11 protein-coding genes and 1 pseudogene are annotated in these 13,148 nt (G+C 61.9%); 5 read left to right on the top strand and 7 right to left on the bottom strand.

Annotated elements, in window-relative coordinates; all coding sequences use genetic code 11:
- The first annotated feature begins 19 nt into the window (after positions 1–19).
- Together A2Z13_04085 and A2Z13_04080 are read left to right on the top strand one after the other, a co-directional pair.
- A complete protein-coding gene (locus A2Z13_04085) occupies positions 20–1,219 on the top strand; it encodes a hypothetical protein (protein OGP77682.1) in 1,200 nt (399 codons plus the stop codon).
- A gap of 127 nt (positions 1,220–1,346) precedes the next feature.
- Positions 1,347–1,685 carry a hypothetical protein gene (locus A2Z13_04080; GenBank protein OGP77681.1) on the top strand — a complete coding sequence of 113 codons (339 nt, stop codon included), beginning with the start codon at positions 1,347–1,349 and terminating at the stop codon, positions 1,683–1,685.
- Positions 1,686–1,822: 137 nt separating this feature from the next.
- Here the strand turns inward: A2Z13_04080 and A2Z13_04075 are convergent, their stop codons facing one another.
- From A2Z13_04075 to A2Z13_04060, 4 genes are all read right to left on the bottom strand, one after another.
- Positions 1,823–2,248: a hypothetical protein gene (locus A2Z13_04075; GenBank protein ID OGP77680.1), complete on the bottom strand. Its 426-nt coding sequence runs from the start codon at positions 2,246–2,248 to the stop codon at positions 1,823–1,825.
- Between the two features lie 208 nt (positions 2,249–2,456).
- Positions 2,457–3,245 carry a hypothetical protein gene (locus tag A2Z13_04070; GenBank protein ID OGP77679.1) on the bottom strand — a complete coding sequence of 263 codons (789 nt, stop codon included), beginning with the start codon at positions 3,243–3,245 and terminating at the stop codon, positions 2,457–2,459.
- Between the two features lie 85 nt (positions 3,246–3,330).
- Positions 3,331–3,771: a DoxX family protein gene (locus tag A2Z13_04065; protein ID OGP77678.1), complete on the bottom strand. Its 441-nt coding sequence runs from the start codon at positions 3,769–3,771 to the stop codon at positions 3,331–3,333.
- Positions 3,772–4,003: 232 nt separating this feature from the next.
- Positions 4,004–4,528, bottom strand: coding sequence for a hypothetical protein (locus A2Z13_04060; GenBank protein OGP77677.1), 525 nt, complete (start codon positions 4,526–4,528; stop codon positions 4,004–4,006).
- Positions 4,529–4,777: 249 nt separating this feature from the next.
- On the opposite strand from A2Z13_04060, the gene A2Z13_04055 reads away from it, so the two are divergent.
- Together A2Z13_04055 and A2Z13_04050 are read left to right on the top strand one after the other, a co-directional pair.
- Positions 4,778–4,990 (top strand): hypothetical protein, encoded by a 213-nt coding sequence (locus A2Z13_04055; GenBank protein ID OGP77676.1) that lies wholly within the window; start codon positions 4,778–4,780, stop codon positions 4,988–4,990.
- 106 nt (positions 4,991–5,096) lie between these two features.
- A complete protein-coding gene (locus A2Z13_04050) occupies positions 5,097–5,399 on the top strand; it encodes an RNA-binding protein (GenBank protein OGP77675.1) in 303 nt (100 codons plus the stop codon).
- Between the two features lie 191 nt (positions 5,400–5,590).
- Here A2Z13_04050 and A2Z13_04045 read toward each other — a convergent pair whose 3' ends face one another.
- Positions 5,591–8,125: a bifunctional aconitate hydratase 2/2-methylisocitrate dehydratase gene (locus A2Z13_04045; protein OGP77674.1), complete on the bottom strand. Its 2,535-nt coding sequence runs from the start codon at positions 8,123–8,125 to the stop codon at positions 5,591–5,593.
- A 258-nt stretch (positions 8,126–8,383) separates the two neighbouring features.
- Between A2Z13_04045 and A2Z13_04040 the strand changes: the two genes are divergently transcribed.
- Complete coding sequence (locus A2Z13_04040; protein OGP77673.1) at positions 8,384–11,587, top strand: carbamoyl phosphate synthase large subunit; 3,204 nt, start codon at positions 8,384–8,386, stop codon at positions 11,585–11,587.
- A gap of 99 nt (positions 11,588–11,686) precedes the next feature.
- Here A2Z13_04040 and A2Z13_04035 read toward each other — a convergent pair whose 3' ends face one another.
- Both A2Z13_04035 and A2Z13_04030 read right to left on the bottom strand, forming a co-directional pair.
- Positions 11,687–12,484: an alpha/beta hydrolase gene (locus A2Z13_04035; GenBank protein ID OGP77672.1), complete on the bottom strand. Its 798-nt coding sequence runs from the start codon at positions 12,482–12,484 to the stop codon at positions 11,687–11,689.
- A gap of 135 nt (positions 12,485–12,619) precedes the next feature.
- A pseudogene (locus tag A2Z13_04030) lies at positions 12,620–13,148 on the bottom strand (chromate transporter).

The raw sequence follows: 13,148 nt of genomic DNA, 5'->3' as shown, positions 1-13,148 counted from the left end.
CGGCCCGTTCGGGGAGATCATGCCCCAGGAGGAGTTCTACGCTCTCTTGAAGGCGGCGACGGACGAATCCTCCTACGACCTGGTCTGGCTGGAAAGCCGGTTCCTGGCCGAAACCGTGTCGCCGGCGATCGAAAAGCATCGCCTGTGCAATTCGGGCGATCTGCTTCAAACGCTGCGTCACGGAAAGACGATGGAGAAGATCCGGAAGAAAATCGAGCAGGACCGATCGTTGCCTCTCTACCATCAGGATGTCCTGGTCGGATGTTTTCAGCGGCATCATGACGAGGACGAATCGCTGCAGGCGCTCGTGCTGATGGAAAATCTGATGACCAAGGCTTCGGCCTATCTTGCGCTCCGGCATCTGCTCGATGGCGCGAACTGCGAAGCGTCGGAGATCGATTTCCTCTTCAGCTGTTCGGAAGAGGCGGCCGGCGACCGGTACCAGCGGGGCGGCGGCAATCTGGCCCGCGCCATCGGCGAAATGGCCGGGTGCCGCAACGCCACTTCCTGTGACGTGAAATCGTTCTGCGTCGGCCCCCATTACGGCATTCTCCATGCGGCCGCTTTGGTCAAGGCGGGGCTGTTCCGGAAGGTGGCCGTCGTGGCCGGGGGATCTCTCGCCAAGCTGGGGATGAAATTCCAGGGCCATCTCGATAAAAACATGCCGGTTCTGGAAGACGTGATCGGGGGAGTGGCATTCCTGGTGACCGAAGACGACGGCTATTCCCCCGTCCTTCGGCTCGATCTTCTGGGGAAATACCCGATCGGCGCGGGAGGGTCGCAGCAGCGCATCCAGGAGAGCCTGATTCTGGAGCCGCTGAAAGCCCACGGGTTGAAATTGACGGACATCGACCGCTATGCGACCGAACTGCAGAATCCGGAGATCACGCTGCCGATCGGCCAGGATGACATCCCCCTGAAGAACTACCGGCTCATCGCGGCGTTGGCCGTTCAACAGAAGGAAATCGAAAAGTCCCAGATGAACGAATTCATCGAGAAACGGGGGCTGGTCGGCTTTGCCCCGACGCAAGGGCATATCCCCGCCGGAATCCCCTACATCGCGCATGGAATCCGGGAAATCCTGGAAGGGGGAAAAAAGCGGATCATGATCGTGGCCAAGGGAAGCCCGTTTTTGACCCGCATGACGAACTTGTCGGACGGTCTGTCCTTCGTCTTGGAAAAGAATCCGAAACCTGCGGAGGAAGAGAGAGATGCTTGAAGGGAAGAAAGTGATCGCCTTCGGGGACGGCCAGGAGATCAAGGCCGAGTCGCTGAAAAGGTGCCTGGAGGCGGCCGGGGCGCAGGTCGTGCTGGTTCGGGATGCCTGTTTCGTCTGAACGGCCGCCCTGGCGCTTGACTCGGCGAGTCAAGAAGAGATCAAGAAGGCGGCGGATGAACACGGGCCGGAGAACCTCATCGTGGTGTGGGGGGTCACCAACGAGCAATACCTCGAAGTCGGCTCCAGGACGGTCATGGAGGGCGACCCCAGCTGGTCCGGCCCTCTGGCGGGAGCAAGTCTTCACCTGAAGGTCTTTCATGTCTTTGAACCGGAAATCAAAGATCATATTCCGCAAGACGTGTATGACGAAGAGATGATGCTTCTGGAACTTGCGGTCGGCGACGAAAAGATCGGAAAAACGATTGCCATGATGGAGGGGTTCCGCGCTCAACCGGTAACCAGCTGATTCGGTTCCGTTTCGGTTGCTGCCGATGGGTGGTTGGAAGGCGACCTCCCGATGACCCCTGCGCGCTTTCTTGTGGTACCGCCCGATAACTCCAGCAGGATCGGGATGTCCCTGGCAATCCGGGCGTCTTCCGTTTTTTAGAGACTCCGGGCCACCAGGACCGTCCCGGTGCCCTCCAAGACCGCTTCGCCCGCCGGGTTGGTGACTCTTCCCTCGAGCTTCACGATCTCCCCGTTCAGTTTTGGCTTGTACGTTACATCGACCACTTCCCAAACCATCTCCAGGCGCTCTCCGGGGCGCACCGGGCCCAGGAAACGCAGGGTGAACTCGAGCCCCAGCGAAGCGCCACGCTTCGAGAAGTGAGTGGCCGTCATTCCCAGGAACCGGGACGCGGTCTGCGGACCGCAGGCGATGATCCCCTGGAAGCGGGTGGTTTTGGCGAATTCCTCGTCGTGGTGCAGGGGATTGAAGTCGCCTGCGAGCCTCGCGAACTCGGCGATCTCCTCCTTGCTGAACCGGGCTTCGTCCTTGAAACGTTCCCCCACCTTGACCAGGTCCCCCATGCGTACCTCCACGTTGCCTCTTTGTCGGCCCGTGCTGTTTTACGATCGCACGGACCGGTCAGTATACAACCTGTGTCCCTGCTCGAAAAGGCGCGCGTCGCGGGAGAGGCCCGGAAGGAAGCCGACGGACAATGCCCGTCAACTATCGGAAAAGGATAAAATCGGGGGATCAGGGTGGGGGTGATGCGCTTCCCCTTTATGGAAGCGCTCAAGGACATCCTTCAACGCTGACTTTATCGACGAATGTGCTCCAGCCGCTGCGAGGTCCCTCGGTCGTAAAGAACTCTCGATGATATTGCAGGTTTTCCGCCCGGATCATCTTCGATGTCCGCGCGGCTTCTTCCAGCAGAGCCTTTTTTGCGATCAGCTTGTCTTGTGCATTGGGAAGGGAGGCGGCCTCCACCAAACTTAGCGCTTCACCATCCTTGAAGTGGATGGTTAGAACGTACACGCTCCCGCCGGTTGTCATCGTGATGGGATCCATCCCTTCCATCCCTCCGCAGGAAAAATTCAGTGTCACGGAAGGAACTTGGAGGTGCCGGTGATTCACCCACGCTACCGCTCTACGATTTCCCCGCCTTACGACTTCTTCCGCGAGCGCGTGAATTTCCGTTGGGCTGAGGACTCTGTGCTCCGCACCCAGGTCGTATTTCGTGGAGAGATAGACTTCTTCCGATTCGGTCCGTGGAGGAACCACCGTGGCTCCCACCTTCCGGACGGCCTGCAATGAGCGCTTCAGGTTGGCAATCTCGTGTGGGTTGTCCTCGGGAGAGCTCAGAACAAACACTTCCTGGCCGCCTGGCAGGGCGAGGAAGAACCCTTCCCCCTCGAACGTGAGTTGGTGCGCGGAACGGAAGATAAACGTGTGTGTGATTCCTTCGGACTGATAAAGCGGATCGATCGGTAGCCGTTGGACCTGTCCCCGAGGTGCCTGGTGCCCACAGGCACACAAAACCATCAAGATCGGGACACCGAGAATCCATTTCATCCGATTCATCACATCTGCCCTGTGCCGATCCCGCCGTAGACTATGCCAAATCCTGCCCGCCTTCGGCGCGATACGCCGGTAGGCGCGTCTTCAATCATAGTCGGCCATTTCTTTTCACTCCAAAGATACTTCGATCCAGCGAAAATCTGCCCGGGCCTGAAAACACAAGGAATAGAGCAATCAACAGGTAGACCAACGCGGGTTCGTAAGAGCGTCCGCCCGAGAGATTAACGAACGGGTCCCCCAGAACAAACCGATGCATATAGACGGCAACCACCATGGTGCAGCCGATCCCGAATGCCCCCAAGCGAGTCAGAAATCCTGAAATCAGCGCGAAGCCGCCGCCAAACTCGGAAATGGCAGCCAGCGCCTGAAATATTCCGGGGATCGACGACTCTTTCCCCATCCAATTCAAGGGATTCTGAATCTTCCCCCATCCGTGGAGCACGAATGCGTACCCGCACACCAGTCGAATAAGGAGAAGGATTAAATCCACTGTGACCGGCTGATTCCGTATGGCAAATATTTTTCTCATGTCTGTTCTCCATAGGTTGTCAAAATCTGCCGGGAAGTTTCTCTTTTTCGCGGCCCGCCAAGAGGGCGCTTCACCCCTGAGAGCCCTGCGCTGTCACAAGATCCAGTTCGGACCGACACTTCCCTCGACCGGTGGCAAGGTGCCTGATACCGACAATTTTCGGAAACAGGAGGCCCGAAGGGGAAACGGTGAGGCAATGGGGATCGCTTGCCCTGTGCCCGCTCCGTTCGGTTCATGACTTCATGGCGGCGGTCTTTTGCGCCACCTCGCGCAGCATCTCCACCGGGACGGCGCCCTCGAGGACCCACCGGCCGTCGATGATGAAGGTGGGGATCCCTGTGATGCGGTTCCTTGTCGCGGCCTCATGGTCGCGGGCCAACCGTTCCTCGTAGGTTACGTCGGACCACGCCTGTTCGATCCGTCCGGCGGGGACGCCCGCCGCCTGCGCCACGTCCTGGAGAACCTGCGGGTCCCCGATATTCCTCCCCTCGGTGAAGTAGGCACGGAACAGCCCCTCGTTGAGCGCCTCGAAAACCTCCGGCCCCTCTTCCTTCGCCGCCTCCGCGAGGAGGAGGGCCTTGTGGGAGTTCGTCGTGAAGGTCCTTTCGGAGAAAACGATCCCCTCCGCCTTCCCCATCCGGTCGAGGTTCTCGATCATCCGGGCCCACTGCTCGGGGGGGTAGCCCAGCTCGGAAACGGGCCTGCCCTTCGCCGGGGTCTCCGGGTGGATCTCCAGGAACCGGCGCTCCACGCGCACGTCGAATTCCTCGCCGAGACGGGCGAGACGCCTCTCGCCCACATAACAAAACGGTCAGATGTAGTCGGTGAACACCGTCACCGGCAGCACAGGTTTTCTTCCTGCGGCCATGGTCGTCGGACCTCCTCGTTCGCGATTCGGTTCATCCACCAGTTCGAAGCCCGCCGGGGGGGTATAGTTTCGGTCTGGTCATCCGGTAGAATGAGATTCGGATCATAATGTCCGCATAAATATTTCTGGGGGAGGCCGATGTCCAGGAACAGGATCGCGGAATCCATCCGTCTCAAACACGCGACGGTGGGACGGATCGATATTTCCGCACGCGTTTACACGAGGAAGGCTCTGGGGAAAGATCTGATTTCCTTTACCGTTCCGTACGCCATGTTTCTGGAGATGGAGGAGAACGTGGAGGGAAGTTTTATGACAAGAACAAAATGGCGGAAGCCGATGTCTTTTCCATGAGCGGTGTGGTAAAGTAAAGAAGTACGTAAACGTCCGCATTCCAAGAGATCCCGAGATATCGTGCTCATGACCTCTTTTGCGGCTCAGATGCCTTAAAGGAGGACTTATGGGCAAGAAACTGTACGTTGGAAATCTTCCGTTTTCCGCGACGGAGGATTCTCTGAGAGAGGCGTTTTTGCAGTTCGGCACGGTGGAGTCGGTGAACATCATCACGGACAGGGACACGGGCCAGAGCAAGGGGTTCGGTTTCCTGGAGCTGGCGACCCAACAGGAGGCGGCCAGCGCGATCACCAAGATGAACGGTTCCGAAATGGACGGGCGGACGCTCAAGGTGTCGGAGGCCCAGGCAAAGGTGCCACGCGAAGGCTCGGGACCGGGTCGGGGTCAATACGGGGGTTTCCGCCGGTAGCCAGAAAACACCCCTTCGGTAGGTATCAAACAAGGGCCACGGGGGAAACCCCATGGCCCTTTCTTCTACTCGATGCGCTGGGGCTTCAGGATTGACAGGTCCGGACCATAGAAACCCGCCCGATGGAAACGGCCCGCCGGGGGGAAACCCAGGCGGGCCGCTAATGGGTCCCGAGCGATGGATGCGTGCGGTTACCTGTAGTCCGGCATCTCGTCGAACTGCAGGTACCGGTAGATCTTCTCCTTGTTCGGCTCGATCTTCTCCTTATAGACCTGGAGGTACTCGGCCGGCTGGGGCAGTCTTCCCAGCACTGCGGTGAGCGCCCCGAGCTCAGCGGATCCCAGGTACACGCGTGCGCCGTCTCCCATCCGGTCGTCGAAGTTGCGTGTGGAGGTGGAGAAGACGTTGGACTTTTCCGGCACGCGCGCCTGGTTCCCCATGCAGAGGGAACACCCGGGGATCTCGATGCGGGCGCCCATGGCGCTGTAGACGGAGAAGTAGGCCTCGTCCTTTAACTGCTGCTGGTCCATCCGGGTCGGCGGGCAGATCCAGGTGCGGACGTCGGGATTGAACCTCTTTCCCCGCCAGATCTCGCCGGAAGCGCGGAAGTGGCCGATGTTGACCATGCAGGAGCCGATGAAGACGTCCTGGATCGCGTCGCCCGCGACCTCGGAGAGCAGCTTCACGTCGTCGGGGTCGTTCGGGCACGCAAGGATCGGCTCGGTAATCTCCGCCAGGTCGATCTCGATGACCGCGGCGTACTGCGCGCCCTTGTCCGCCTTGAGGAGCGATGGCTTCTTGAGCCACTTCTCCACGGCCTTGATGCGGTTTTCAAGCGTCCGGGCGTCGGAGTAGCCGTCGGCGATCAACTTCTTCATGAGCGCCACGTTGGAGCGCAGGAACGCAGCGACCGGCTTCTCGGAGAGTTGGATGCATCCGGCGGCCGCGGACCGTTCGGCGGCGGCGTCGGTCAGCTCGAACGCCTGCTCGACGGTCAGGTCGGGCAGCCCCTCCATCTCCAGGATGCGGCCGTTGAAGACGTTGACCTTGTTCTTCTTGGGGACGGTCAGGAGCCCTTTCTTGATGGCGTAGTACGGAATGGCGTTGACGACGTCGCGCAGCGTGATGCCGGGGTTGAGCTTCCCCGTGAAGCGGACCAGCACCGACTCGGGCATGTCGAGCGGCATGAAACCCAGGGCCCCTGCGAAGGCGACGAGGCCGGAACCGGCCGGGAAGGAAATGCCGATGGGGAATCGGGTGTGGGAGTCGCCGCCGGTGCCGACCGTGTCGGGCAGCAGCAGGCGGTTCAGCCACGTATGGATGACGCCGTCGCCGGGGCGAAGCGCCACCCCCCCGCGGAAGGAGACGAAGCCGGGCAGGCTCTTGTGCATCTTCACGTCGGCCGCCTTCGGATAGGCAGCAGTGTGGCAGAACGACTGCATGAACATGGGTGCCTGGAACTTGAGGCAGGCCAGCTCCTTCAGCTCGTCGGCCGTCATCGGGCCGGTGGTGTCCTGGGAGCCGACCGTGGCCATCCTGGGCGTGCAGGCGGTGCCGGGGAGGACGCCCGGCAGACCGCACGCGGCGCCGACGATCTTCTGGGCCAGCGAGTACGCCTGGTCCTTCTTCGGGACCGGGTTGTCCGGCAGCGTGAAGACCGTGGACGGCTTCATGCCGAGCGCCTTGCGCGCCTTTGCGGTGAGCGCCCGGCCGATGATCAGCGGGATGCGGCCGCCGGCCCGGAATTCGTCGGCCAGCGTGTTGGGGGAGAGGGTGAACTTCGACAGCTCCTTCCCGCTCTCGTCGGAGATGACGCCATTCCTGGTGTCGATGACGATCACGTCGCCCGTCTTCATCCCGGTCACGTCGGCCTTGATCGGCAGCGCGCCGGAGTCCTGGGCGGTGTTGAAGAAGATCGGGGCGATGACGCCGCCGATGATCACCCCGCGCGTCTTCTTGTTGGGCACGCCCGGGATCTCCTCGCCGATGTGCCACAAGAGGCTGTTGCAGGCGGACTTGCGGGAGGAGCCGGTGCCGACCACGTCGCCCGCAAATGCGACCGGGTTGCCCTCCCTGCGGAACGAGGCGATGGTGTCGAGCCCGCCCTTGAAGCGCGTCTTGCCCATGGCCAGTGCGTGCTGCGGGATGTCGGGACGGCTCCATGCGTCGCCGGCCGGGGAGAGATCGTCCGTGTTGATCTCGCCGTCGACCTTGAAGACCTTGACCTTGATCGTGTCGGGGACGCTCGGGCGCGAGGTGAACCACCCGGCCTCCGCCCACGATTTGAGGACCTGGACCGCCGCCGGGTTCTTCGCCTTGGCCATCGCCGCCACATCGTCGAACGCGTCGTACACCAGCGTGATGCCGGAAAGCGCCCTTGCGGCGTCGTCGGCCAGCTTCTTGTTCTTGAGGGCTGCGACCAGCGGGGCCACGTTGTAGCCGCCCAGCATGGTTCCCAGGATCGCAACGGCATCCTTCGGGGTGAGCAGCGGGGATTTCACCTTGCCGGAGACGATGCCCGCCAGGAACTCGGCCTTCACCTTGGCGGCCGGGTCGACCCCGGGGGACACGCGCTCCTTGAGCAGGGTCAGGAGGAAATTCTCCTGGCCCTTGGGCGGCTTTTGCAGCAGTTTGCACAAGCCGGCGGTTTGTTCCGGATTGAGCGGCAGCGGAGGGATGCCCAGTTTGGCGCGTTCCTTCTCTTCCTGAAGATACGCTTCGATCATATCCTCCCCCTTGTCGAGAATGTGAAATCCGTTGTGCCGGTGGATAGGGTGACTCCCGTTGCCTTTCGAGGAAAGACGGCGCCTCACGCAATCACTTCCATTCTACCCGATTCCGGGGCGAATTTGGATGTCAAGATAAGCCGGGAGGCGCTCACCGGTTGGTGTGCCAAACAAGTTCCCTCAGGCGGCGTTTTCGTTTACTATCTCCGTGATCTTTGTCCTCGCGATCTCCAGAGGACGCTATCCCGGAGTGGCCTGATGCCAAGGCGAGACGACATCCATAAAATCCTTATCATAGGGTCCGGCCCGATCATCATCGGGCAGGCCTGCGAGTTCGATTACTCCGGCACCCAGGCGTGCAAGGCCCTCAAGAAGCTCGGCTACAAGATCGTCCTCGTCAACTCCAACCCGGCCACCATCATGACCGACCCGACGATGGCCGACGTAACTTACATCGAGCCGCTCAACGTGGCCTCCCTGACCGAGATCATCGAGAAGGAGCGACCCGACGCGCTGCTCCCCAACCTCGGCGGCCAGACGGGGTTGAACCTTTCCTCCGCGCTGGCGCAGGAGGGCGTTCTCGAAAAGTACGGAGTCAAGGTGATCGGCGTCAACGTCGACGCGATCAAGCGCGGCGAGGACCGCCAGGAGTTCAAGAACACGATGTCCCGCCTCGGGCTGGAGATGCCGCGGAGCGACATCGCGCACAATCTCGAGGAAGCCGAAGCCGTCGTCAGGAAGATCGGCTTTCCCGTCGTGATCCGGCCGGCCTACACGCTGGGCGGAACCGGCGGCGGATTCGTATACAACATGGAGGAGTTCCGGACGATCGTGGCCCGCGGGCTCTCGATGAGCCTGGTCGGGCAGGTCCTCGTGGAGGAGTCCGTCCTGGGTTGGGAGGAGCTCGAGCTGGAGGTCGTCCGCGACGCCAAGGGACAGAAGATCACCGTCTGCTTCATCGAAAACGTCGACGCCATGGGCGTCCACACAGGGGACTCCTACTGCACCGCGCCGATGCTGACCATCGCCCCGGAGCTCCAGGAGCGGCTCCAGAAGCACTCCTACGACATCGTCGACGCCATTGAGGTGATCGGGGGGACGAACATCCAGTTCGCGCACGATCCGTCGTCGGGACGCGTGGTGGTCATCGAGATCAACCCGCGCACCTCCCGCTCGTCGGCCCTCGCCTCCAAGGCGACCGGGTTCCCGATCGCCTTCGTGTCGTCGTTGCTCGCCTGCGGGCTGACCCTCGACGAAATCCCCTACTGGCGCGAGGGGACCCTGGAGAAATACACCCCGTGGGGGGACTACGTCGTAGTCAAGTTCGCCCGCTGGGCCTTCGAGAAATTCAAGGGAGTGCAGGACAAGCTGGGGACGCAGATGCGGGCCGTGGGCGAGGTGATGAGCATAGGGAAGACCTACAAGGAGGCGTTCCAGAAGTCGATACGCTCCCTCGAGATCGGCCGGTACGGCCTGGGCTTCGCGAAGGATTTCCACAACAAGCCGCTTCCCGATCTCATGCGCATGCTCTTCGAGCCGACGAGCGAGCGCCAGTTCCTGATGTACGAGGCGATCCGCAAGGGGGCGACGACGGAGGAGCTCTACGCAAGGACGCACATCAAGCCGTGGTTCATCGAACAGATGAGGGAGCTCGTAGCGCTCGAGGAGCGTCTGCTCCAGCACAAGGGGGGCCTTCCACCGGACGACCTGCTCGCCCGTGCGAAGAAGGACGGCTTTGCGGACAAATACCTGTCCAAGATCCTGGGCGTCCCCGAGGCGGCTGTACGGGAGCGCAGGACCGCCCTGGGCGTCGTCGAGGCGTGGGACGCCGTTCCGGTGAGCGGAGTGGAGAGCGCCGCCTACTACTATTCGACCTACAACTCCCCCGACCGGGTGGAAACGAGCGGCCGGCGCAAGGTCCTCGTACTGGGCGGCGGGCCGAACCGGATCGGACAGGGGATCGAGTTCGACTACTGCTGCGTCCATGCCGCCTACGCCTTGCGCGAAGCGGGATTCGAGTCGATCATGATCAACTGCAACCCGGAGACCGTCTCGACGGACTACGACACCTCGGACAAGCTCTACTTCGAGCCGCTCACGGTGGAGGACGTGCTCGCGATCTACGAAAAAGAGAAGCCGGAGGGGGTCATCGTGCAATTCGGGGGCCAGACGCCGCTGAACATCGCCGCCGAGCTGGAGGCCGCCGGGGTCCGGATCCTCGGGACGAAGCCGGCGATGATCGATCTCGCAGAGGACCGCGACAGGTTCCGGAAGATCATCGCGCAGCTCGGGATTCCCCAGCCCGAATCGGGGATGGCGAGCACGTTGGACGAGGCGATCGCCATCGCCGCCCGGATCGGCTACCCCCTGATGGTCCGCCCGTCCTATGTCCTGGGCGGGCGCGCCATGGAAAAGGTCCACGACGAGGAGATGCTCCGGGAATACGTCGCGAAGGCGGTCGAGATCTCGCCCGAGCGTCCCATCCTGATCGACCGGTTCCTGGAGAACGCCATCGAAGCGGAGGCGGACGCCATCTCCGACGGGACCGACGCGTTCGTCCCTGCGGTGATGGAGCACATCGAGCTCGCCGGGGTCCACTCCGGAGACTCGGCCTGCTCGATCCCGCCGGTCAGCATTCCTCCGAAGCACGTCGACACGATCGAGGAATACACCCGGAAGATCGCGGTGGCGCTCGGAGTGGTGGGACTCATGAACGTCCAGTACGCCATCGCAGACGACACGGTCTACATCCTCGAGGCCAACCCGAGGGCGAGCCGCACGGTCCCGATCGTGAGCAAGGTCTGCAACATCCCGATGGCGCGGCTGGCCACCCAGGTCATGCTCGGGAAGAAGCTGCGCGACCTTTCGCTTTCACGCCGTCCCATCCCCCATTTCGGGGTCAAGGAGGCCGTCTTCCCGTTCAACATGTTTCCGGAGGTCGACCCGGTCCTTGGGCCGGAGATGCGCTCCACCGGCGAGGTCCTCGGGATGTCCGGGTCGTACGGGGAGGCCTTCTTCAAGGCGCAGGTCGCGGCCTCGCAGATGCTGCCGCTGGAGGGGACGGTCCTGATCACCGTTTCCGAGCGGGACCGGCCGGGGGCGCTCGAGGCGGCCAGGAGATTCGAAAAGCTCGGGTTCTTCATCGTTGCGACCGACGGGACGAGGAAGTTCCTCGAGGAGAACGGCGTGGTGGCCAGGCCGATCCTGAAGATGCACGAGGGACGTCCCAACATCGCCGACGCGATCCGGAACGGGGAGATCCAGCTGGTCGTCAACACGCCGGTGGGGAAAGTCAGCGCCCACGACGACTCCTACATCCGGAAGGCGGCCATCAAGCACAAGGTCCCCTACATTACGACGACTGCCGCGGCGGTCGCCACCGCCAAGGGGATCGCGGCGCACCGCAGCGGGGGGAGCCCGGTTAAGAGCCTCCAGCAGTTCCACGCGGGAATCGGAGGCTGAATACCTGTCCCTGAAGAAACGGTATTCGTCGGAGTTGGAGTGAACCTCTCCCGATAGACCGCCAAGCATTCCGGAATCGGACCCCTTTTGCGGCGTTCATCATTCGTGTGGAAGACAGACCCCCGCGGAGAGCTCGCGGACGAACGAAGCCATCGTCGAAAGCGTCCGTTCGCGCTGGTCACGGTGCGGACTGTGACCGGACCGCTCGAGGATACAACGCCGGACCGGCCCGCCGCATTGCCGCTCGATCGCATCGACTTGACGAAGGGTCCCGTACGGATCGTCCAAGCCCTGCACCACGAGCACCGGGACCGTGATGGCGGGCAGACAATCCTCGATGTTCCAGGCACGAAAACCGGGATCGAGCCAGGCCTGGTTCCAGCCCCAGAAGGCGCAGTCGACGTTTCCGCCATGGTAACGCTCGAGCTTTGCCCGTAGATCGCCGAGAAGGTACTCATCCCGAGCGTGCTCGATGGCACGCAGGGTGACCTCTTCGCAGAACACGTGCGGCGCCTCGAGCAGCAGGCCGCACACTCGCGGCGAGGCCCGCTGCGTCGAAGAGTGAAGCAGCGCGATGGAGCCCCCGTCGCTTTGCCCGACGAGAAAGGCCTTGCGGACGCCCGTCGCGTCGAGGACCTCGGGGAGGAGGATGAAGCCCTCGTCCTGCATATAGGTGAGTGGTCGAGGAAGCGGGACGGGATCGGAGCCGCCGTATCCGACACGGCTGTAGACGAGCGCGCCGCATCCGGTCTCGCGGGCAAGCGCCGCGGGAAAGTCACGCCATGTCGCGGCGCACCCGATTCCATCGTGCAGAAAGACGAGCGTGGGTGCATCTCCCGGTCCTGGGCCATGCCAGATGAACTCGAGTCGGTTGCCGCCTGCGACCAAGGGGATCATCGATCTGCCTCCTCTTGTTTTAGAGGATGCCGGTCAGGGGATCTCGGGTACCAGGATCCGAAAGACGGCGGGAGGTAGTACCTGGTCGGCAGGGCGACAGAACGGAAAACCCCTCTGAGCAACAACAAATCCGAACTAGCGGAAAAGTAAAAGTGACACAAGGGCGCCGCCAAGCACGATCCAGATAGTGTCAATCTTGACGAATCGCTGCACCGCAAAAGCGGCCGTGGCCATTGCAAGGGTAGAAATATCGACCAGAGTATCGACGCCAAGTTGGATCAGGACGACTACGAGAGTACCGATAAATGCCGCAACGATACCTCCGATTACCTGTTTGACGTAGCCCACCTGGCCGGCTTTGGCGTATGGCGCAGCGACGATCGTCGTCATGGCCCAGGCGGGAAAGTACATGTTCACCATTCCTGCCAGAGCTCCCGCAACACCGGCCACCTTGTACCCTATGAACGTGCCGATAATCGTCACCGGGCCGGGGGTAATCAGGCTCATGGCCAACGCGACGGCAAACTGCTGGTTGGTCAACCAGGCGAATTGGTTGACCACAGCGTCCTGTATGAAAGGAAGCATGGCATAACCGCTGCCGAAAACCAGCGCTCCGATCCGCAGGAACCTGGCGCCCATTTGCATCAACTCGGGGCGCAGGCGA

It is taken from the genome of Deltaproteobacteria bacterium RBG_16_64_85, assembly GCA_001798885.1.
Taxonomy (GTDB): domain Bacteria; phylum Desulfobacterota; class Deferrimicrobia; order Deferrimicrobiales; family Deferrimicrobiaceae; genus FEB-35.
The sequence above is the reverse complement of the archived record's forward strand: the minus strand, read 5'-3'. Positions and strand labels throughout refer to the sequence as shown.